This is a genomic window from Streptomyces sp. NPDC087844, from assembly GCF_044742785.1.
In the GTDB taxonomy this organism is placed as follows: Bacteria; Actinomycetota; Actinomycetes; order Streptomycetales; family Streptomycetaceae; genus Streptomyces.
Map to the genome: position 1 here is coordinate 15,152 of NZ_JBIUVD010000035.1, position 19,402 is coordinate 34,553.

The window sequence follows — 19,402 nt, forward strand, 5'->3', positions numbered from 1 at the left end:
CTCACCTCCGGGCGAGCTTGCGCTGTCCGAGCTGGACGGCGCGCGCGATGGTCTGGGAGTCCACGTCGATCTGGACGGGCCGGTCGGCGAGCGCCTCCATGGCCGCCGCGAGCCGGCGCATGCCGCCGCCCGAGCCGAGCATCCGCTCCAGCTTGGAGAGCGGGATGACGGCCTCGTGCTCACCGCCCTCACCGACGAGGGCGAGCGTGCCGCCGGTACGGGCCCGCACGACACCGCCCTTCGCGAGCTGCGGCACCGGGATGGGCGGCAGGTTGAAGGCGAAGCCCCGGCCGCCGATGCCGGGCACCCAGTCCGGGACCTTGAACTTGACGCGGTTGAGGGCGCCGATCAGGACGTTGAGCCCGCGGATGAGCATCCGGCTGGGCGTCAGGAACCCGTTCACGACGCCCTTGAAGAGCGGCCCGAGCATCTTGGCCGCCGACTGCGAGGCACTCTTGATGTGCGTCCAGGCGGCGGTGAGTCCCTTGCGGACCAGGGCGGCGACCTTGTCCATGTTGACGAACTGGGCGATGAGCGGGGCGACCAGGGTCATGATCAGCCCGAACGGGCTGGCCGCCATCGCGAGATTGAGCCCCTTCTGCGCGAGACTCGCCCCCTTGAGCCCTTTCCCGAGGCTCCCCATGGACTTCCCGCCCTTGTCGGCGTTCTTACCGGCCTTCCCCACGGACTTCTCCACGGCGTCGGACTGCTGCTTGACGTCCTTGAGGGAGTTCTTGGCCTTGTCGGCAGAGGACTTGAGCTTGTCGAGGGAGGTTTTGAACTTGTCGGTGCTGGCACGGGACTTGGCGAGGGTGCTGTCGGCTCCGCGTACACCCGCCTGGAGTTGGCGTACCGCGCTGTCGCTCCCGCGGGCCGATGTACGCAGCCTTCCGACGGCCGTGGCGGTCTGCCCCGCGCCGACCCTGAGCCGTGTCAGGGGCGCTGTCGCGCCGGTGGCTCCACGCTGCAGGCCGGCCATGCTCGACGCCGACTGGGTCAATGACCGCCTCAGCCCGCCGAGACCGGAGTTGACCTGCTGAATCGCTCGTTTCAAACTCATGGGGTTCCTCCTCGGTCAGAGCCCGCCCAGACTGTTGATGAGGTTGTCGACCCGGCGTCCGATGACTCCGAACTCGGCACCAATCTCCTCCAGGTCGCCCTGCTGGTCGGTGCGCAGGCGGTGCACCTCGGTCTCCGCCTCGCGGGCCTTGTCCATGGCTCGTCCGGCCTGGTTGCGGACGTCGCTTATGCCGCGGTCGGTCCGGGTGACCGCGGACGTGATGCGTCTGCTCAGCTGTTCCGGGAGCTGTTCGTCCATGGCGAGTTTCTTCTTCTCCAGGGCGGCGATCGGGTCGAAGAAGGTGTGCTCCAGCTTGATTCCGGTCACTTCCGCGTTCAGACCGTGCGCGGCGAGGGCGGCACCGTTGGCCTCGGCCTTCGCCCCGTTCAATTCGATCTGCCGGAGGTACTCCCTGCGGATGGCGTCCGTGGTCCAGGCCTTCCAGTTGCCTCGCAGACCTGTCCATTCACGCTTGATGATTCCGACGACCCATGCCTCGTCGCCCGACGTGTCAGTGGCCATGTGATTCACCGCCTGTCCGGTGCGTTGGAGTGTGATGGGGGAAAAGCGGAGGGCGCACTCGCTGTGCGAGTGCGCCCTCTGTTCGTGGAGTGGTTCAGTGGAAGACGTCAGCGTACGGAGACCCGCCACCGTCCGTTCGCGGCCACGGTGACATAGCCGTGGTGCGGAAGGCGCAGCGAGCCCTTCTGATCGGCGGACGAGGTGCCGTGGATGACGTGTTCGGCACCGTTCGCGGGGTTGTAGATCAAGGTTCCCGGGTCGTCGGTGAAGTCGTAGTACAGGGTTCGAATATATTCGTGGTACGGCTTCGGTTCGAAGTAGCCGAACGTCTCGACCCCTTTTCCTTCGGAATCCTTCTTGGATATTTCCGGAAGGACGTCCGGTTCGATGACACGCAGTTTCCAGCCACTGAAACCGCCCGCGTTCTCGCGGTATCGCATGCGTCGGACAGAGAGAGCGTCACAGTTCGCGGGCAGGGCCAATCGCGCGGGGCCGCGTTGATGAACGGTCGTGAGCCATGACCGGGCCCGTCGATGGTGCGAGCCCTTGTGGACGGCGGTCAGGTCGAAATTGGAAGTGAGCCCCCCGCGGAACTCCAGCAGCACCGGTGCCCCGCTGCCCGCACCAGGTATCTCGATGATCCGGTCCCGCCAGCCGGACCACGTACTGCCGGCGGTCATATCGCCCACTGACCCTCCCCATTCGCACGTCTCGTGTGATACATGGAGTCATGCTCACACGAACTGACACCCGTACGTCAGGAGAAGAGCCCCATCATTTCCGACGGACCGGTCCGGGGACGGTCCGGCGATCCGCCGTCCTCCGGAGGGGGCTGAGGGGTCCGTGGTGAGCAGCGGCGACGACGGTCCGGGTGGTCTGCCCGGCGGGTGGTTCTCATTCAGCTGGGGGTGCACGTGTACGGACCTGCGATACCGATCCTCGTGTTGACGGGTATCGTTTTCTGGTTCTCTGTCACAGCTTTTCGACGGGGCAGATCATTACGGAAGCGCGGCGTCCGCACCGCCGCGAAATGTGTGCACAGGGAGAGGGATTCGAAAGGAATCAGCTTCCTTGTCATGCGGTTCACGGCAGAAGACGGCAGGGCGCTGCAGGCGAGGGTGGGGCCCTTCAGGAATCCGCCCGCACTGGTGGGCGGCATCATCGATGTGGTCTATGACCCGAAGGACCTGTCCAATGTCGAGATTCCCAGCAACATGATGACCGGAAGGGTGTCCCTGCCGGTGGCCGTCGTTTCCGGTCTGCTGCTCGCCTTCTGGCTGCTCGTGCTGTTCTCCGGCGCCTGAAAACGCGAAGAGATCTCGGGGGGAGATCAGAGGAAGATCAGAGGAAGAAGCGAGTGAGTTCCTCCGCCGTCGGAGCTCCCGCCTGTGCTCCCGTCCGACCCGCCGGCTCGGCGTTCGACTCGCCGCCCGGCCGGGGTACGGCTGCCGGGAACTTCAGCGGCTCGCTGTCCTCGTCCCGGTTGACCGTCGCGAACATCCAGTTCGCCTCCGCGAGTTGGTCGACGACGGAGGCGAGCAGGTAGTCGGTGACCGACCAGTCCGCCGCCTCGCCGTGCAGTTCACGGGCCGTCGCGCTGTCCCTCGGGAGGTGCTGGACCAGCACCGAGAGCCGCCGCGACGACAGCTGCCCCCGGTGCCAGTCCAGCAGGTCGATCCCGTAGTGGCGGAGCAGGTCCACCTCCAGGGCCTCGGCGTGCTCTTCCACGAGCTCGCCGAGGCTCAGTCTTCCCCCAGGCCCAGCCCCGTCTCCTTGCCGTAGGCCTCAAGGATCGCGGCGATGTCCTGCATGGTGACGTCATGCCGCTCGAACCGGGTGAACTGCTCGTCTCCCAGCAGGAGTCGCAGCAGCCCGTCCACGTCGTTGTCGTCGAGGTCGCGGAGCGTGCGGGCGGTGGTGCGGGTCAGTTCGGTCGGCAGCTCGAAGCTGTCGTCGTCGAGCTCGAAGGTCCAGGCCTGCCCGAGCGCTTCCAGGCGCTGCGCGCGGGCCGCGTTGACGTCGAATCCGGCCATCTGTGAACTCCTTTGTGGGGAGGGGGATACGGGTGCCGTGGTGTGTCTGGTGCGGGTGCGTTGTGGCCGGCCGCGCAGTTCCCCGCGCCCCTGAAGGGCGGGGCTGCGCCCCTGCTTCTGCACCGAAGGGGCGCGGGGAACTGCGCGGCCGACCCCCACCGGCCCGCAGCCGACATGCGACCGCGGGCCGGTGAATGAGCCGGGCTGTCAAGGAAGGCGGATCAGAGCGCGGCGTACGCCTTGTCCTTCATGATCCACTTGGCCAGTTCGCGGTTGGTGCTCTCCGCCTCCAGCGCGGTGAAGGTGACCCCGAGCTTCACGGAACCGGTCCGTGTGAAGCCCAGCTCCTCGCTGTCGGTGACCTGCCCACGCGGCAGGATGAAGCGGTACACGGCGTCCGTGCCGTCCGTGAACTCGATCCCGAGGGCGCGCTCGTCCTTGGCCGGCGTGCTCGGGATAAGCAGCTCGTAGGTGTCCGCCACCGCGGTTCCGCCCACCGAGGTCTGCGTGATGCCGGTGGCCGGGATGCCCATGAAGAAGGAGAGCGTGCTCTTGTTCATCTGGAGCAGCTGGAACTTCACGGTCAGATCGCGGTCGGAGTAGATGAAGCGGCCCGGGGACGCCGACTGCCAGGTGTCGACCGGGTCGATCTTGTCCTTCTTGTTGAGCTTGATGCCGTCGGCGGAGGTGTAGCCCAGCTCCACCCAGCCGGTCGGCCAGACATCGTCGGACTTGACCGGCGCGGTGGTACCGGCGGGGGCCACCAGGACCCGGCCGGTACCGGCGACACGGATTTCCTTGCCGTTGTTCGTTGCCATGCGAACGCCTCTCTCACATACAGGTACGGGACTTGGGGCTCAGCCGAGCCGCAGCAGCAGCCGGATCGTGGAGCGGTAGCGGTTCGCCGCCGAGCGCGTGTAGTCGGGCAGCCAGCGCGGTCCGTCGGCCTCGGTGACGTCGACTACGGCCGCGGAGCCGTACACCGTGTCGGCCAGCTCCAGGACACAGGCACGGGCGGACAGCGCCACGGTGTGCGCCGTGGGCTTGTCCGGGCCGTACGCCTCCAGGTCGAGCAGCGGCTGGTCGAGATGCTGGTCGTCGACCCAGGCGCCGCCCATGTGGGAGACGAGGACGACCTTCTGGGTGCCGTCGAACCCGGCCGGCGGGCGGCTGTCGACGGTGACGCCGGTCAGCTCGGCCCGGCTCTTGAGGAAGTCGACGACCAGCTGCTCGGCGTCGGGGAAGGTCAGGATGGCCACATGGACGCTCCCTTCGGGAGATGAGGTTTCCCGGGGTGCCCTGAGTTTCCGGGCAACACAAAGCGGCAGGTCCGCCGCCCGTCCGCCGGGCGCAGCTCTGCCGCTGCATCCAATGTGACACCGCTCGCCCGAACGTGCAACCGGCTTATGCCGGGGGGCTATTCGGGCGCTCGGGTGCGCGGGTGGACGCGGGAGGGGCCCCGCCGCGTGCTGCGGTGGGGCCCCTCCCGCGTACGGCGGGGTCGGTGGTCGTACTGATCGCGGATCGCGGATCGCGGATCGCGGATCGCGGTTCAGTGGTCGTGGCGCCGGGTGCGGTACGTCGTCCGCTCGGCCGCGAAGACGTCCTCCAGGCGGAAGAGGCGCCGTCGGCCCTGACTGCCCGCGGACCGCAGATGGCCGCGCTGCACCCACTTGCGGATGGTCGCGGTCGTGACACCCGCCTCGTCGGCGGCCAGCTCGGTGGTGATCAGAGGTGGAGCGTCGGTCACGAGGGCTCGGCCTTCAACACCCGTCGGCACGCGGGGTTGACGCATCTGATCTCGGCCCGTTCCGGGAGCGCCCGCAGGGACACGCAGTCGCACGCGGGGCAGCGGCCGGGCAGCCGGACGAGCTGTTCCGGGTCGCCGAGCGCGCGGGCGCAGCGTGCGGCCATCCGCCGGGTCTCGTCCTCGACGTGCGGAGCGAGCAGCGGGTCGGCGGCGATGCGGTCCAGCAGCCCGGCGATCCGGCGCAGTCGTACCGGTACGGGGGCGGGGGGCACCGGCCGCAGCCCGAGCCGTTCACGTACGGCCTCCTCCAGTTCGACGACCCCGTCGGTGATGTCCCGTACGGCGTCGGAGACGTAGAGGCGGACCGGGGCGGCCGTCCCGCCGACGGGTCCGCCGCCACGCCGTTCCCGCAGTGCGCCGCGGCCCGCGGGGGACAACTCGTCGACGAGGTCCGGCCACCGGCGGACGAGGGAGGCGATCCACACGGCTCCGCCCTGTCTCTCGCTCATCGGGTGACCTCGCGTCCGTTGCGCCACAGGCGGCCACCGCTGACCCCGTCGAACCAGGTGTGCGAGGGGTCGACCACGGCCTCGCACCGCTTGCGGATCGGGCACCGGCCGCAGGCGCGTAAGACGGGCTCGGCCTCGGCCGGGATCCGGGTGAACACCGAGTGTTCGGACAGGTGGGCGCAGGCGGCCTCTCTGCGCCAGTCCAGCGGTCCGGGTGTGGTGACAGCGGCCTCGGACAGTTGATCGTGCACGTGCAACCCCTCCTCATGTATGGGAACATGTGTTCGATAGTTGCGGGCGAGCGGTCAGAGTCGCATGTTGCGAGCGCGTACGCAAGTGATTACGCTCCGTGAAGGGTGGTGCGGTGACGGCCTGTCAATCCCGTTTTTGCTGCGCAGAGTTACCGAAGTTGCCGAATCTCCACAGTTACGTGCGAGCGCGCACACAAATTCGCGCGTGTGCGATCGGTACGCTGCCCCGGCGACGAGGGGAGAGCGGACACATGGCTTCGAGCGCACGGGCCGGGGCCCGTACGGATCAGACGTACCGGGCGGCGGGACTGCGGGAGTTCGCCGGCTGGATCGAGGAACTGCTGCGCGCCCGGGGCTACGACATCGACAGCCCGCGCGGCGGCGGCCGTTCGAAACTGGCCGACGACGCCGGGGTGCACCGGGCCGCCGTGAGCAGGCTGCTCCAGCGGCAGTCCATGCCCGACCTGGAGACGATGCGGCGCATCGCGGCCGTACTCGGCGTGCCCCTGCGGGAGATGCTCATCCGCTCGGGCCGGCTGACCGAGGAGGACCTGCCGCTCACCGGCACGGGCCGTCCCGCGGACGGGGAGGAGCACCCGTGGCTCAGCCCCGAGGAGGCCGCCTGCCGGATGGGTGTCCCGCCCGAGCTGCGGGAGCTGTTCGCCAGGGTGGCACGGCAGTTCCTGCCGGAGGGTGCTTGACGGCGGAGAGGACGGAGCACGGCATGGGTGAACCGGGAGGCGGTCGTGGGGCCGGGGCCGAGAGCGTCGCCGACGCCGTGGAAGCCGTGGGCGAACTCCTCGGCGTACTGGCCGAAAAGGTGCGGGTCGCGGGCCCGGACGGTGTTCGCGTACTCACCGAGGAGGAGTTGCAGCGGCATCAGCTGAGCTGGTTCCGCGCGGGCTGGGAGGAACACGCCAGGGCGTCCGGACAGGAGCACCTGGTGGGCCCGGACCGGCCACCGGCCCGCCTCCTGCCCTTCCCCGAACGCCCGCGGGGCCACGAACACCCCTCGGACGACGGCGGCTGATGGCGGCGGCGAGCCGGGCTTCAGGGCCGCGAGCCGGCACATGGCCGCCGGAGGGTGAGCAGTCGCGGATGCGCATTCATCCGCGAGTGCTCACCTCCCGGTCGGTTCTGTCACCTGCGAGAAGGTTCTACCGCCGGGTCACGGAGTCCGGCGGCAGGCCGTGGGCTCCTTGAAGAGCTCGGCCAGGGCGCAGGACAGGTCGGTCGCCCAGTCCCCGGCATCGGCTCCCGTCCAGTCCTGCTGTTCCTCCTGTTCCTCCTGTTCCCCTTGTTCCTTCTGCTGTTCCTGCTGGTCCTGCTGTTTCCCCGGCTGCTCCGCGGGCTGTTCCTGCTGCTCGTCGGGCAGTTCCGGCGGGGTCTGGAGCCGGCTGTCGAGGTCGCGCTTCGTGTAGGCCTCGACGCAGGCGGCGATCGCCTCGTGCAGGGTGCCGGTTCCCGCGATTCCGGCCGCGCCGGTCCAGTCGACGTCACAGGCGCCGGGGACCGGATCGGGCGCGGGTGCCGCGGACCGGGTGACGGCCGCCGCGGACGTGCCTGCGGTCAGAGCGAGGCAGCCCGCGGCCAGCGCAGTTATGAGGCATCGGGAGAAAATGCGCATGGGAACTCCGTGGTGAAGGAGGACACGGTCAAAACGGTCTGGTCCCAGCAAGTTCCGGCAGCCGCCCCGCCGCAATCCGTGCGCCGCCGATCAGGTGCTCACACTGACCCGGACGTGGGATTCCGCCGCCTTTCACACCGATCATGCCGACCCGTCAGGATGCGTACCGACTCACCCGTTTCTGTCGTGTGAAGAGTGCGAGGGCGGTGTGGATTCTCACTCCGCGCATCCGCCCGACTTCGCCGCCGTCTCTTCACAGACTTCTGTTGCGAGGTCGTTAGCAGTTACTCCTTGACGCCCCGAGAACCCCCGCGTTGGCTTTTTGTCACCTGGGCCCGCACTGTCGCCCTCGTACGGAAGGCACCTGAAGTGAACCGCGCCACACGTCGTACCGCCCTGGCCGTAGCCGTCTCCTCCATGACCCTCGCCCTCGCCGCGTGCGGGAGCGGTGACGACGGCGCCGACGCGAGCCCCACCAAGGGTGACGACATCACGGTGGGCCTGCTGCTGCCGGAAAAGGCGAACTCCCGCTACGAGAAGTTCGACTACCCCATCATCAAGAAGAAGGTCGGCACGCTCACGGACGGCAAGGGGAAGGTCGTCTACGCGAATGCCGAGCAGGACGCCGACGTGCAGAGCGGGCAGCTGCAGAAGATGGTGGACGACAAGGTCGACGTGCTGATGGTGGACGCCGTGGACTCCCGTGCCATCGCCGCCGGTGTGAAGAAGGCCAAGAAAGCCGGAATTCCCGTCATCGCGTACGACCGGCTGGCCGAGGGCCCGATCGACGCGTACATCTCGTTCGACAACGAGGAGGTCGGACAGGTGCAGGGCCGGGCCCTCGCCGACCGGCTCGACGGCGACAAGTCCCAGAAGATCGTCATGATGAACGGCGCGGTGACGGACCCGAACGCCGCCCAGTTCAAGGCGGCCGCCCTCACCGAGCTGAAGAACAAGGTCACCGTCGCCAAGTCGTACGACACCAAGGACTGGAAGCCGTCGAACGCCCGGGCCAACATGATGGCGGCCATCTCCTCCATCGGCGTCGACAACATCGCCGGGGTGTACTCGGCCAACGACGGCATGGCGGGCGGCATCATCTCCGCGCTCAAGGCCGCGGGCGCCACCAAACTGCCGCCGATCACCGGCCAGGACGCCGAACTGGACGCGGTGCAGCGCGTCCTCGCCGGGGACCAGTTCATGAGCGTCTACAAGCCGTACCCCGAGGAGGCGGAGACCGCCGCCGAGATAGCCGTGGCCCGCGTCCGCGGCTACGGGATCGAGTTCGACTCGCTCACCCCCGACAGGGTCTCCAGCCCCACCGACAAGAGCATTCCCGCCAGTCTCGTCCAGGTCACCTCCCTGACCCGCAACACCATCGAGTCGACGGTCGTCGATGACGGCATCTACTCGGCGGAGGAGATCTGCACCGCCAAGTACCGGGCGGCGTGCGAGGAACTCGGCATCAAGTAGCCCGCGCCGCCCGCTCCCGGCGGACCCCACCTCGCGGACCGACGGCCCACACAGCGAGTCCCGGCCGAAGTTCGGCCGGTTCCGTCGGTTGCGGTGCGGCGGACGCCTGCCCATGGGCAGCCCCTGCCCCACCGGGCGGCTCCGGCAGCACACTCCACGCACCGGACGACGCGTACGCGCCACACCGGTTTCCCGCGTCCCGACGCGCGCCCTGACGTCGGACGCTGCCCGCGACCCGGCGGGCGCCCCACGGTTTCCGGCAGCTCACGCGGGCAACGGCCCCCGTGCGGGAGGCGCGCGCCGCCGCCCCCTTCAGCTTGTTGCAACGAGTCACACGGACGTGTGCGCAAACGCGGATCAAGTGGTGCGATGGGGGGCATGGAAGCGGGGAAGCCGTGTTGCGGAGCCGGGGGACGCCGCGCATAGTTGCGCTGCGGAAGAGGCTGGAACCGGGGGTTGGGGAGATGGCCGGGCACAGGACGGAAGCGCATCCGCACGGTGCTGACCGCCTGTGCGATGCCGGAGACAGGGTGTACTCCCGGGCGGTGCGGCGCGGCCGGGTGTCCCGCGAGGACGCCGAATCGGTGCCCTGCCTGGTCGAACTGGCGCTTCTGCACCCCGACCCCGACGACATGGGCTGGCTGGTGCCGACCTCACCGCAGGAAGTCATGACGCGCCTGCTGCGCGAGATGCACGAGCACGTCGTCGCCACACAGTCACGCATGGGCGAGGCGGTGTCCGCCTTCGAGTGGTACGCGGCCCTCGGCGGCGACGCCCACTCACCCTCCGAGGGAGTGGCGATCCGGGTGCTCGACGGGCTGCCCCGGATCCGCGCCGCGATGGACGAGGCGACCGAGGCGTGCACCTCCGAGGTGCTGGCCGTCCAGCCGGGCGGCATCCGCCGCGAGGACGAACTCTCCGAGGGCCTGCACCGGGCTCTCGCGCTGCGCCGCCGCGGGGTGCGCATGCGCGACCTGTACACGCACGTGGCCCGGCACGGCCAGGGCCTGCTGAACTACATGGAGCTGATGGAGGAGGCGGCGGAGGCCCGTACCCTCGACGAGGTCACCGAGCGGCTCATCGTCTTCGACCGCACCGTCGCGTTCATCCCCGCGAGCCCCGACCGCACCATGGCCCTGGAGCTGCGCCACCCGGCGCTGGTGGGCTATCTGGTCACCGTCTTCGAACGGCTCTGGCGCCTCGCGATCCCGCTCACCGCGCCCCTGCCGGACACGGGCATCGAGGGCATCACCCACCGCGAACGCTCCATCGCGGCGCTGCTGGCGGAAGGCCACCAGGACGCGGTGGTCGCGGAGCGCCTCGGCATCAGCGTCCGTACGTGCCGGGCGCACATCGCCCGGCTGTCGGAGACGCTGGGGGCCGCCAGCCGTACGCAGTTGGGGGTGCGGATCGCCCAGGCGGGCCTGGACGGGCCGCCGCGCGCCGCGGAACTCCAGCCCGTCACCGTTCCGAACCGTCCAGGATCCCCGAGCGGCCGATGAGGTAGCCGAGCTGGGCCCGGCTCTCGCTGCCGAGGGTCGCGGCGAGTTTGGCGATGTGGACGCGGGCGGTGCGCACGTTCAGGCCGAGGCGTTCCGCGATGACGGCGTCGGTGTGGCCCTCGACGAGGAGGCCCGCGATGGCCTGCTGGCGCGGGGTGACGCCTCTGAGCGAGGGCTGTCGGACGGCTTCGGGGTGCATGGGCGTGGCCAGTCGCCAGAAGCGGTCGAAGGTGGTCGCGAAGTAGCCGACGAGGGCCGGATGGCGGACTTCCAGGGCGATGCTGCCGTCCTTGTCGACAGGGATGAAGGCGACGGCACGGTCGGTGACGATGAGCCGGTCCGTGAGTTCGTCGAGGGAGCGGGCCTCGACGTCGCCCCTCAGCAGTTCATGGCGGGCGAGGACGGTGGGCGAGTGGCGCACTGTGTGCTGGTAGAGGGTGCGGATACGGCCACCACGGTCCAGCAGGGCCTGGTCACGGGCCAGGGAGATGGCCTCGGCCGTGTAGCGGCGCTCACCGGTGTGGGTGGCGGGCTGGATGGTGAGGAGTTCACGGGACATGTGGGCCATGGCCTCGGTGATGGCCTGGTTGATCTGCTCCGAACCGCTGAGGACGCTGATCACCGGTGTGTCCGCTGTCGTCCGACGCTCGTCGACCCGCATCAGCGGCTCGAACACCGCGGCCAGCCGGACCTCGCGCCGCCGCTCGTCGGCTATGCGCTCGCCGGATCTCCGCAGCAACCGATGGAGGGCGACGAGCGGCGCGACGGGTTCCAGACGACTCAGATCCTCGGCAGCCGGCCGCAGCAGCCCGAAGTCGACGAGGCAGGGCGCCCCTTCGGCATCCGCACCGCTCACGCGCCCCTCGCGCAGGGCCCGTTCGTACAACTCCGAGCCCGCCTCGCACAGCTCTTCCACACTGTGTGCGGAGTGCGGAACCGTCACTCCGCGGCGTCCTGCTTCAGGATCCCCGATTCCGCGATGCGGTAGCCGAGCTGTGCCCGGCTGCCGCTGCCCAGGGCTGTGGCCAGCTTCGCTATGTGCGCGCGACATGTTCGTACGTTCATGCCGAGGCGCCGCGCTATCGCCTCGTCGACATGGCCCTCCACGAGGAGTTTGGCGATCGAGTGCTGGATGTTGGTGATGCCGTCGGGGGCGGTTTCGTACGGGGCGCCGGCGCTCAGCGGGACGGCTCGGCCCCAGACGAACTCGAAGACCTTGATCAGGTAGCGGACGAGACCCGGATGACGAAGCTCCAGGGCGACCTGCTGGTCGTCGCGCGTGGGGATGAACGCGACCGTCTCGTCGCAGATGATGAGACGTTCCACCAGCTCGTCGATGGTGCGGTACTCCACCTTGCCGTTGGAGAGCTGGTCCACGTAGGCCAGCTTCTCCTGGCTGTAGCGGGCCGTGTGCTGGTAGAGGGTCCTGATCCGCACACCGCGTTCGGTCAGCGGCCTGTCGCGTTCCAGCCCGTGCATCAGGTTGCGCTCGGAGATGCGGTTGCTCGGCTGGATGGTGAGGACCTCGGTCTGGCACTGGGCCGTGGCCAGGTTGAGCGCCGAGTTGATCCGGTCGCTGCCCTCCAGCACCGTGATGGAGTGGGTGGGGGCCGTCGCCTGGGCGCTGAGTGTCATGAACGGCTCGAAAGCATCGGTCAGTTCGATCGACAACCGCCGGTGCGCCGTGATTTCGCGCTCTATGGGGTTGAGTCGCTGGGCCAGGGCGACCGTCGGGGGCACCGGGCGCAACCAGCTCGCGTCGTCCGGATCAGGGTGAAGAAGGGCGAACTCCATCAAGCAGGGAGCGGACTCGACCTCCTCGCGGGCGATACGTCCCGTGCGGAGCGCGGTCGCATAAAGGCGGCTGCCTTCCTCGCACAGCTCGGTCACCGCATGAGGATGTGTCGGTTTATGTCTCTTCGCCATCAAATCTCCACCCCCCAGGGTCCTGAACGTGCAGGAACATGATGCATCGATTATGTGGCCATGATGTGCCCGAATGAGCCATCGTCGTATCCGACGGGGGAGAGGGACCTTCAAGTGAGGACGAAGCCGACTATGGGTAAGAAAATGCTTCGCTCGGTGCTTGTCGCCGTCTTCTCCGCCGTTGTGGCCTTCGGAGCGCTGGATGGCCTCTCCGACGCGAAGGGTGACGTTCGAGCGGACACCAGCTGGCCGTCGGCCGGCCAGAACGGCGAGACTGCTGTCCCCCCTGACACCAGCTGGCCGGTCGCCCCGATAGACGGCGCCCCGATAGACGGCAGTGTCGGAGGCTGACATGAGCACTCCTCCCGACGACCGGTCCTTCCGCAGAGAAATGGCCACCGCCTACCGCTCCGGCTGGCACTTCATCGACCTGGCCACCGCCATCCCCCACAGCGGTGACTCGTTGATGGTGACCGTCTTCGGAGAGCCGGTCGTGGTGACGCGGGACGACGAGGACGACGTACGGGCGTACCGGTGTCTGCGGCGGCCTCGGGGGGCGCCACAGCCGGTACGGTGCGCCATTCGGTACGGAATGATCTTTGTGAACCTCGATCAGCGCGACCATCGGCTGGACGAGCCGGAGGCCCCGGACGTACGAACCATCGCAGCCACCCCCCGCAGTGCCTGACGCGATTCCCCCGTCGTTGTAAATCGCTCAGGCGCTTCCCCCCGCAGCGGCGTCACCGTGACCTGAACACGGTGACGCCGCTGCAGTTTTCCGGCACGTTCCGCCCGGACAGGTTTCAGCAGGAATGCTTCATGCCTCCCCAGGGCTGCACAAGGGTGAAAACCGGCCTCGCGCCGCGGTCGCCCCTCCGAGGGCCCCGTGTGTGCTCCCCGCGGTGTCAGCAGTTGCCCATGCCCGACGTCAGGGCGATCTCGATGACCACCCGGGCCGGATTGGGCGACGGCGTCCTGCTGTAGCGCTCGGCGTAGCGGCGCACCGCCTCCGCGACCCGCTCCGGGTCCCCGGACACCGTCGCGCGCCCCTCCAGCGTCGCCCACCGCCGCCCCTCCAGCTGGCAGACGGCGACCGGCATCCCGTCGGGCCCGGCGGCCAGCACGTTGCGCACTTTCCTGCTGGACTTGGAGGAGATGACCCGAGCCAGACCGGCCTCGGGATCGTATGTAACACCGACGGGTACCACATGAGGGGTGCCGTCGGGACGGAAGGTGCTCAAGGTGCACACGTGGCGTTCCCGCCAGAAGCCGAGATAGGAGTCGCCGGGATCGCGTGGGTTCACGGGGTACGAGGCCATGAACCGGAACCTAACCCGTTGAGCCCTCTTGAGTGGAATAGACTCACCTTTGTGTACTTTGGTTGGGTCAGCCAACACCGCACGGGTACGAGCGTGAGCACGAGCACGAGCACGAGCACGAGCACGAGCACGAGGAGGAGAACGCGAACGTGGACGCCGAGCTGACCAACAGGAGCCGGGACGCCATCAACGCGGCCAGCAGCAGGGCCGTGTCCGAAGGTCACCCCGACCTCACCCCCGCGCACCTGCTGCTCGCGCTGCTGGCCGGGGAGGACAACGAGAACATCACCGACCTGCTGGCCGCGGTCGAGGCCGACCAGGCCGCCGTGCGGGCCGGCGCCGAGCGCGTCCTCGCCGCGCTGCCCAGCGTGACCGGCTCCACCGTCGCCCCGCCGCAGCCCAACCGTGAGCTGCTCGCGGTCATCGCCGACGCGAGCGAGCGGGCCAAGGAGCTCGGGGACGAGTACCTCTCCACCGAGCACATGCTGATCGCGATCGCCGCCAAGGGCGGCCAGATCGGCGACGTACTCTCCCAGCAAGGGGCCAGCGCCAAGAAGCTGCTGGAAGCGTTCGAGAAGAGCAGGGGAGGGCGCCGGGTGACCACCCCGGATCCCGAGGGCCAGTACAAGGCACTCGAAAAGTTCGGTACCGACTTCACCGCCGCGGCCCGGGAGGGCAAGCTCGACCCGGTCATCGGCCGCGACCAGGAGATCCGCCGCGTCGTACAGGTCCTGTCGCGGCGCACCAAGAACAACCCCGTCCTCATCGGCGAGCCGGGCGTCGGCAAGACCGCCGTGGTGGAGGGCCTCGCCCAGCGGATCGTCAAGGGCGATGTGCCCGAGTCCCTCAAGAACAAGCGGCTGGTCTCGCTCGACCTGGGCGCGATGGTCGCGGGCGCCAAGTACCGCGGCGAGTTCGAGGAGCGGCTCAAGACCGTGCTCGCGGAGATCAAGGGCTCCGACGGGCAGATCATCACCTTCATCGACGAGCTGCACACCGTCGTCGGCGCGGGCGCGGGCGGTGATTCGGCCATGGACGCCGGAAACATGCTGAAGCCCATGCTCGCCCGCGGCGAGCTGCGCATGGTCGGCGCCACCACCCTGGACGAGTACCGCGAGCGGATCGAGAAGGACCCGGCGCTGGAGCGGCGCTTCCAGCAGGTGCTGGTGGCCGAGCCGAGCGTCGAGGACACCATCGCCATCCTGCGCGGACTCAAGGGCCGGTACGAGGCCCACCACAAGGTGGTCATCGCGGACAGCGCGCTCGTCGCCGCCGCGACCCTCTCCGACCGGTACATCACCTCCCGCTTCCTGCCCGACAAGGCCATCGACCTCGTCGACGAGTCCGCGTCGCGGCTGCGGATGGAGATCGACTCGTCGCCCGTCGAGATCGACGAGCTCCAGCGGGTCGTCGACCGGCTGCGCATGGAGGAGCTGGCGCTCGACAAGGAGACCGACGCGGCCTCCAAGCAGCGTCTGGAGAAGCTGCGCCGCGACCTCGCCGACAAGGAGGAGGAGCTGCGCGGTCTCACCGCCCGCTGGGAGAAGGAGAAGCAGTCCCTCAACCGCGTCGGTGAGCTGAAGGAGCGGCTCGACGAGCTGCGCGGCCAGGCCGAGCGGGCCCAGCGCGACGGCGACTTCGACACCGCCTCCAAGCTCCTCTACGGCGAGATCCCCACCCTGGAGAGGGACCTGGAGGAAGCCTCCGAGGCCGAGGAAGCGGTCTCCAAGGACACGATGGTCAAGGAGGAGGTCGGCCCGGACGACATCGCCGACGTGGTCGGTGCCTGGACCGGCATCCCCGCCGGCCGCCTCCTGGAGGGCGAGACGCAGAAACTGCTGCGCATGGAGGAGGAGCTGGGCCGCCGGCTGATCGGTCAGAGCGAGGCCGTACAGGCTGTCTCCGACGCCGTCCGCCGGACCCGCGCCGGCATCGCCGACCCGGACCGCCCCACCGGCTCGTTCCTCTTCCTCGGCCCCACCGGTGTCGGCAAGACCGAGCTGGCCAAGGCCCTCGCGGACTTCCTCTTCGACGACGAGCGGGCCATGATCCGCATCGACATGTCGGAGTACGGCGAGAAGCACAGCGTGGCCCGGCTGGTGGGCGCGCCTCCCGGCTACATCGGCTACGAGGAGGGCGGCCAGCTCACCGAGGCGGTCCGCAGGCGCCCGTACAGCGTCGTGCTCCTGGACGAGGTGGAGAAGGCGCACCCGGAGGTCTTCGACATCCTGCTCCAGGTCCTGGACGACGGGCGGCTCACCGACGGGCAGGGCCGGACGGTCGACTTCCGCAACACCATCCTGGTCCTCACCTCGAACCTGGGCAGCCAGTACCTGGTCGACCCCCTCACGAGCGAGGAGCAGAAGAAGGAACAGGTCATGGAGGTGGTGAGGGCCTCGTTCAAGCCGGAATTCCTCAACCGGCTCGACGACCTGGTGGTCTTCTCGGCGCTGAACAAGACGGAACTGGAACGCATCGCGCGCCTCCAGGTCGGCCGTCTCGCGAAGCGGCTCGCCGAGCGCCGGCTCACCCTGGAGATCACGGACGAGGCGCTGGCCTGGCTCGCGGACGAGGGCAACGACCCGGCGTACGGGGCCCGTCCCCTGCGCCGTCTCGTCCAGACCGCCATCGGTGACCGGCTCGCCAAGGAGATCCTCTCCGGCGAGGTCAAGGACGGCGACACGGTCCGCGTGGACGCCTTCGGAGACGGCCTGATCGTGGGGCCGGCGACGGGACCCGTGACGGTCGCCGCGGAGGGCCCGGCGAGCGGTCCGGCAGCCGGCCCGGCCAGTGACCCGGCCAGTGACCCGGCCAGTGACCCGACAAGCGGCCCGACAAGCGGCCCGACAAGCGGCCCGACAAGCGACCCGGCTTCGGGCAAAACGCTCTGAGCGGAATTCCGTCACCGGCGGGGGCGGGGGTTGCGGGCCCCCGCCCCGCATGGGGGAGGATGGCGGAATCCGTACGAAGGGAAAATCACGGTGAGCATCGACCCGTCCTCGATTCCGAACTTCGGGGGCCAGCCAGAGCCGAACCCCGGCGGACCGGCGGGCCCCGTCGTCCCGGATCAGGACCTTGTGAAGCAGCTCCTGGACCAGATGGAGCTGAAGTACGTCGTCGACGACGAGGGAGACCTCGCGGCGCCGTGGGAGCAGTTCCGTACGTACTTCATGTTCCGTGGTGAGGACGACCAGCAGGTCTTCTCGGTCCGGACGTTCTACGACCGGCCGCACCAGATCGACGAGAAGCAGCAGCTGCTCGAATCGATCGACGACTGGAACCGGCGCACGCTGTGGCCCAAGGTCTACAGCCACACGCACGACGACGGCACCGTCCGCCTCATCGGCGAGGCGCAGATGCTGATCGGCACGGGCGTCAGCCTGGAGCACTTCGTGTCGTCGACGGTCAGCTGGGTGCGGGCCGCCATCGAGTTCGACAAGTGGCTCGTCGAGCAGCTCGGCCTGGAGCAGGAGATCGACGAGGCCGAGAAGCCCCAAGAGGACGAGTAGTCCGCACAGCGGCTGTCCTCACTTCGCAGCGGCTGCGGCTTGTGGGCGAGACTTCACAGCGGCTTGTGGGCGAGTACGACCAGATACGCCCCGTACGCGAAGGAGAGCCCGGCCAGCGCGCCGACCACCAGGGTCGCGTGCCACGGCCGGGCTCTCGCCGTCCGCACCAGCGCGCACGCCAGCGGCAGCAGCAGCGGGAACGCCGGCAGCAGGAACCGCGGCTTGCACTCGAAGAACCCGGCGCCGCCGGCCGCCACGACCAGCAGCACGCCCGCGTAGACCAGCAGCGGCACGGGCGCGCGGTCCGCGAGCAGCAGCCCGTACAGCAGCAGTGCCGCCGCGACGATCACCATCGACATCGGGAAGACGAGCAGGCCGCCCTCCAGCAGCAGACGCCGTACGAAACGCAGCGCGTCCAGGCCGAAGTCGAAGCGCGAACCCCACAGCCGCTGCACCTCGAAGTACCCGCCGAGCGGATCGCCCTGCCGCCGCCCCACCCACAGCACGTACGCCACCCAGCCGAGCGGGGCGAGCACCGCGCCCGTCCACAGCCTGTGGGTAACTTTCCCGCGCCGCCTGAAGAACTCGTACGCCGCCGCCGCGAGGACCGCCGAGGCCACCGCGAACCCGTTCGGCCGGGCCAGCCCCGCACCCATGGCGAGGGCGCCCGCCCACACCCACCGGCCGGTGAGGACGGCGTACAGCGACCAGGCCGCGAAGGCGGTCAGGACCGGCTCCGTGTACGCCATCGACAGCACGACGGAGTGCGGCAGCAGGGCCCACAGGAGGACGAGGGCGGTGGCGACGGCCCGGTCGTGCAGCCGGACCCCGATCGCGTAGATCCCGCAGGCGGCGACCCCGGCGGCCGTCCACGAGACCAGCAGGCCCGCGCCGGGCCCGCTGAGCGGGGTCAGTTCGGTGACGGCCCGCAGCAGCCCCGGATAGAGCGGGAAGAACGCCAGGTCGCTGTGGACGACGTCGGGTTGGAAACGCAGGCTGCGGCCGTAGCCGTGCCCGGCGATCCGCAGATACCAGATGGAGTCCCAGGACCGACCGAGCAGCAGCACGGGATGTTCGCCGACCGCCCAGGCGGTCAGCGCCACGGCCGCGGCCCCCAGCAGCCGGGCCGCCATGAACAGTCCGAGGGCCGTGCCCATCGTGGCGGCCGGGACCGGGCGGCGCCGCGGCGGACGCTCGGTCCCGGCGGGAGGCGTGACGGGGGAGGGCGCGAGGGTACGTACGAGGGTCACATTCGCAGATTGATCGCACTTCGCGCCTTTTGCGAGCAACGCGCGGCCGACCGGGTCCGGTTCACCCCGATATTCCACCACCACGGCGCGCCGCCGTGACAGCGGGTCGCACGACGATCCTTGAGTCCTGTCAGTTTTCGTAGTGGTAGCGGCACTGTGCGATCAGGACGCCCTCCTCGGTGGCCTTGTAGATCAGTCGGTGCTCGTCGTTGATGCGGCGTGACCAGTAACCCTGGAATCCGTGCTTGAGCGGTTCCGGTTTGCCGATCCCCTCGTTGCCGTTCCGGGCGATGTCCGCGATGAGTGTGTTGACGCGCTTCAGGATCTTCCGGTCCTGAAGCTGCCACCACAGGTAGTCCTCCCAGGCGCGGGAGGAAAAAGTGATCTTCATTCGCGGCCTTTACTCGTCAGTCGCCAGCTCGCGTACGGTGCCGCCGCCGTTTTCCAACTCGTCGATGGACGCGAGCAGGCGCCGGGCGTTCGCAGGGCTGCGCAGCAGGTACGCCGTCTCCTTCAGGGACTCGTAGTCCTCAAGGGAGACGATGACGACAGGTTCATGCCCGGCCCGGGTGATGACGACCTCTTCGCGGTCGTCGGTGACTGAGTTGAGCACCTCGGCGTACCGTGCGCGCGACTCGGAATACGTCATGGTCTTCACGAACACCCCTCTT

Annotated in this window: 24 protein-coding genes and 1 pseudogene; 8 read left to right on the forward strand and 17 right to left on the reverse strand. The window is 69.0% G+C overall.

Translation table 11 applies throughout. The annotated features are described in order from the left end of the window. Position 1: 1 nt before the first annotated feature. The 3 genes from ACIOKD_RS39790 to ACIOKD_RS39800 all read right to left on the reverse strand — a co-directional run bounded on the left by ACIOKD_RS39790 (position 2) and on the right by ACIOKD_RS39800 (position 2,022). Entirely contained in the window at positions 2 to 1,060 is a 1,059-nt protein-coding gene (locus tag ACIOKD_RS39790; RefSeq protein ID WP_402093221.1) for a hypothetical protein, read from the reverse strand. 15 nt (positions 1,061 to 1,075) lie between these two features. After that, a complete protein-coding gene (locus ACIOKD_RS39795; protein WP_402093222.1) occupies positions 1,076 to 1,582 on the reverse strand; it encodes a hypothetical protein in 507 nt (168 codons plus the stop codon). Between the two features lie 107 nt (positions 1,583 to 1,689). Then, a complete protein-coding gene (locus ACIOKD_RS39800) occupies positions 1,690 to 2,022 on the reverse strand; it encodes a hypothetical protein (RefSeq protein ID WP_402093224.1) in 333 nt (110 codons plus the stop codon). Positions 2,023 to 2,658: 636 nt separating this feature from the next. Between ACIOKD_RS39800 and ACIOKD_RS39805 the strand changes: the two genes are divergently transcribed. Then, positions 2,659 to 2,886 (forward strand): hypothetical protein, encoded by a 228-nt coding sequence (locus tag ACIOKD_RS39805; protein WP_402093225.1) that lies wholly within the window; start codon positions 2,659 to 2,661, stop codon positions 2,884 to 2,886. Positions 2,887 to 2,923: 37 nt separating this feature from the next. Here the strand turns inward: ACIOKD_RS39805 and ACIOKD_RS39810 are convergent, their stop codons facing one another. The 7 genes from ACIOKD_RS39810 to ACIOKD_RS39840 form a co-directional block, all read right to left on the reverse strand. After that, positions 2,924 to 3,259, reverse strand: coding sequence for a hypothetical protein (locus ACIOKD_RS39810; RefSeq protein ID WP_402093292.1), 336 nt, complete (start codon positions 3,257 to 3,259; stop codon positions 2,924 to 2,926). A 65-nt stretch (positions 3,260 to 3,324) separates the two neighbouring features. Next, complete coding sequence (locus ACIOKD_RS39815) at positions 3,325 to 3,615, reverse strand: hypothetical protein (protein ID WP_402093226.1); 291 nt, start codon at positions 3,613 to 3,615, stop codon at positions 3,325 to 3,327. 221 nt (positions 3,616 to 3,836) lie between these two features. Continuing rightward, complete coding sequence (locus tag ACIOKD_RS39820) at positions 3,837 to 4,433, reverse strand: phage tail protein (RefSeq protein ID WP_402093228.1); 597 nt, start codon at positions 4,431 to 4,433, stop codon at positions 3,837 to 3,839. A gap of 39 nt (positions 4,434 to 4,472) precedes the next feature. After that, entirely contained in the window at positions 4,473 to 4,874 is a 402-nt protein-coding gene (locus ACIOKD_RS39825; RefSeq protein ID WP_402093230.1) for a hypothetical protein, read from the reverse strand. A 293-nt stretch (positions 4,875 to 5,167) separates the two neighbouring features. Further along, the gene (locus ACIOKD_RS39830; RefSeq protein WP_402093232.1) at positions 5,168 to 5,365 is read right to left on the reverse strand and encodes a helix-turn-helix domain-containing protein; all 198 of its coding nucleotides are present in this window, start codon (positions 5,363 to 5,365) and stop codon (positions 5,168 to 5,170) included. After that, complete coding sequence (locus ACIOKD_RS39835) at positions 5,362 to 5,874, reverse strand: hypothetical protein (RefSeq protein WP_402093233.1); 513 nt, start codon at positions 5,872 to 5,874, stop codon at positions 5,362 to 5,364. Before ACIOKD_RS39835 ends, ACIOKD_RS39830 begins: the two co-directional genes overlap by 4 nt. Next, a complete protein-coding gene (locus ACIOKD_RS39840; protein WP_402093235.1) occupies positions 5,871 to 6,125 on the reverse strand; it encodes a WhiB family transcriptional regulator in 255 nt (84 codons plus the stop codon). The genes ACIOKD_RS39835 and ACIOKD_RS39840 overlap by 4 nt, the downstream gene beginning before the upstream one ends. Before the next feature lie 251 nt (positions 6,126 to 6,376). On the opposite strand from ACIOKD_RS39840, the gene ACIOKD_RS39845 reads away from it, so the two are divergent. Both ACIOKD_RS39845 and ACIOKD_RS39850 read left to right on the forward strand, forming a co-directional pair. Next, positions 6,377 to 6,826, forward strand: a complete 450-nt coding sequence (locus ACIOKD_RS39845; protein WP_402093237.1) for a helix-turn-helix domain-containing protein — start codon at positions 6,377 to 6,379, stop codon at positions 6,824 to 6,826. Positions 6,827 to 6,849: 23 nt separating this feature from the next. Next, complete coding sequence (locus tag ACIOKD_RS39850) at positions 6,850 to 7,155, forward strand: hypothetical protein (protein ID WP_402093238.1); 306 nt, start codon at positions 6,850 to 6,852, stop codon at positions 7,153 to 7,155. A 138-nt stretch (positions 7,156 to 7,293) separates the two neighbouring features. On the opposite strand, the gene ACIOKD_RS39855 is transcribed toward ACIOKD_RS39850, so the two are convergent. Next, positions 7,294 to 7,752: a hypothetical protein gene (locus tag ACIOKD_RS39855; protein ID WP_402093239.1), complete on the reverse strand. Its 459-nt coding sequence runs from the start codon at positions 7,750 to 7,752 to the stop codon at positions 7,294 to 7,296. Positions 7,753 to 8,169: 417 nt separating this feature from the next. Between ACIOKD_RS39855 and ACIOKD_RS39860 the strand changes: the two genes are divergently transcribed. Continuing rightward, on the forward strand, positions 8,170 to 9,225 hold the full coding sequence (locus ACIOKD_RS39860) for a substrate-binding domain-containing protein (RefSeq protein WP_402093293.1): 1,056 nt from the start codon (positions 8,170 to 8,172) through the stop codon (positions 9,223 to 9,225). Between the two features lie 464 nt (positions 9,226 to 9,689). Next, the gene (locus ACIOKD_RS39865; RefSeq protein ID WP_402093240.1) at positions 9,690 to 10,727 is read left to right on the forward strand and encodes a LuxR C-terminal-related transcriptional regulator; all 1,038 of its coding nucleotides are present in this window, start codon (positions 9,690 to 9,692) and stop codon (positions 10,725 to 10,727) included. Here the strand turns inward: ACIOKD_RS39865 and ACIOKD_RS39870 are convergent. Further along, positions 10,687 to 11,670 (reverse strand): LuxR C-terminal-related transcriptional regulator, encoded by a 984-nt coding sequence (locus ACIOKD_RS39870; RefSeq protein WP_402093241.1) that lies wholly within the window; start codon positions 11,668 to 11,670, stop codon positions 10,687 to 10,689. The genes ACIOKD_RS39865 and ACIOKD_RS39870 overlap by 41 nt on opposite strands. Then, a complete protein-coding gene (locus ACIOKD_RS39875) occupies positions 11,667 to 12,653 on the reverse strand; it encodes a helix-turn-helix transcriptional regulator (protein ID WP_402093243.1) in 987 nt (328 codons plus the stop codon). The genes ACIOKD_RS39870 and ACIOKD_RS39875 overlap by 4 nt, the downstream gene beginning before the upstream one ends. 352 nt (positions 12,654 to 13,005) lie before the next feature. Between ACIOKD_RS39875 and ACIOKD_RS39880 the strand changes: the two genes are divergently transcribed. After that, positions 13,006 to 13,341, forward strand: a complete 336-nt coding sequence (locus ACIOKD_RS39880; RefSeq protein WP_189773067.1) for a hypothetical protein — start codon at positions 13,006 to 13,008, stop codon at positions 13,339 to 13,341. Between the two features lie 217 nt (positions 13,342 to 13,558). On the opposite strand, the gene ACIOKD_RS39885 is transcribed toward ACIOKD_RS39880, so the two are convergent. After that, positions 13,559 to 13,972, reverse strand: coding sequence for a pyridoxamine 5'-phosphate oxidase family protein (locus tag ACIOKD_RS39885; protein WP_402093245.1), 414 nt, complete (start codon positions 13,970 to 13,972; stop codon positions 13,559 to 13,561). A gap of 149 nt (positions 13,973 to 14,121) precedes the next feature. Between ACIOKD_RS39885 and clpB the strand changes: the two are divergent. Together clpB and ACIOKD_RS39895 are read left to right on the forward strand one after the other, a co-directional pair. Further along, positions 14,122 to 16,707: pseudogene (gene clpB, locus ACIOKD_RS39890) on the forward strand (ATP-dependent chaperone ClpB); the annotation flags it as partial. Positions 16,708 to 16,953: 246 nt separating this feature from the next. Continuing rightward, positions 16,954 to 17,481 carry a YbjN domain-containing protein gene (locus tag ACIOKD_RS39895; RefSeq protein WP_267028386.1) on the forward strand — a complete coding sequence of 176 codons (528 nt, stop codon included), beginning with the start codon at positions 16,954 to 16,956 and terminating at the stop codon, positions 17,479 to 17,481. Between the two features lie 53 nt (positions 17,482 to 17,534). Here ACIOKD_RS39895 and ACIOKD_RS39900 read toward each other — a convergent pair whose 3' ends face one another. From ACIOKD_RS39900 to ACIOKD_RS39910, 3 genes are all read right to left on the reverse strand, one after another. Continuing rightward, positions 17,535 to 18,731 (reverse strand): hypothetical protein, encoded by a 1,197-nt coding sequence (locus ACIOKD_RS39900; protein WP_402093247.1) that lies wholly within the window; start codon positions 18,729 to 18,731, stop codon positions 17,535 to 17,537. 130 nt (positions 18,732 to 18,861) lie between these two features. Beyond that, on the reverse strand, positions 18,862 to 19,122 hold the full coding sequence (locus ACIOKD_RS39905) for a Txe/YoeB family addiction module toxin (RefSeq protein ID WP_402093249.1): 261 nt from the start codon (positions 19,120 to 19,122) through the stop codon (positions 18,862 to 18,864). 9 nt (positions 19,123 to 19,131) lie between these two features. Further along, the gene (locus ACIOKD_RS39910; RefSeq protein ID WP_037676836.1) at positions 19,132 to 19,389 is read right to left on the reverse strand and encodes a type II toxin-antitoxin system Phd/YefM family antitoxin; all 258 of its coding nucleotides are present in this window, start codon (positions 19,387 to 19,389) and stop codon (positions 19,132 to 19,134) included. Positions 19,390 to 19,402 lie beyond the last annotated feature (13 nt).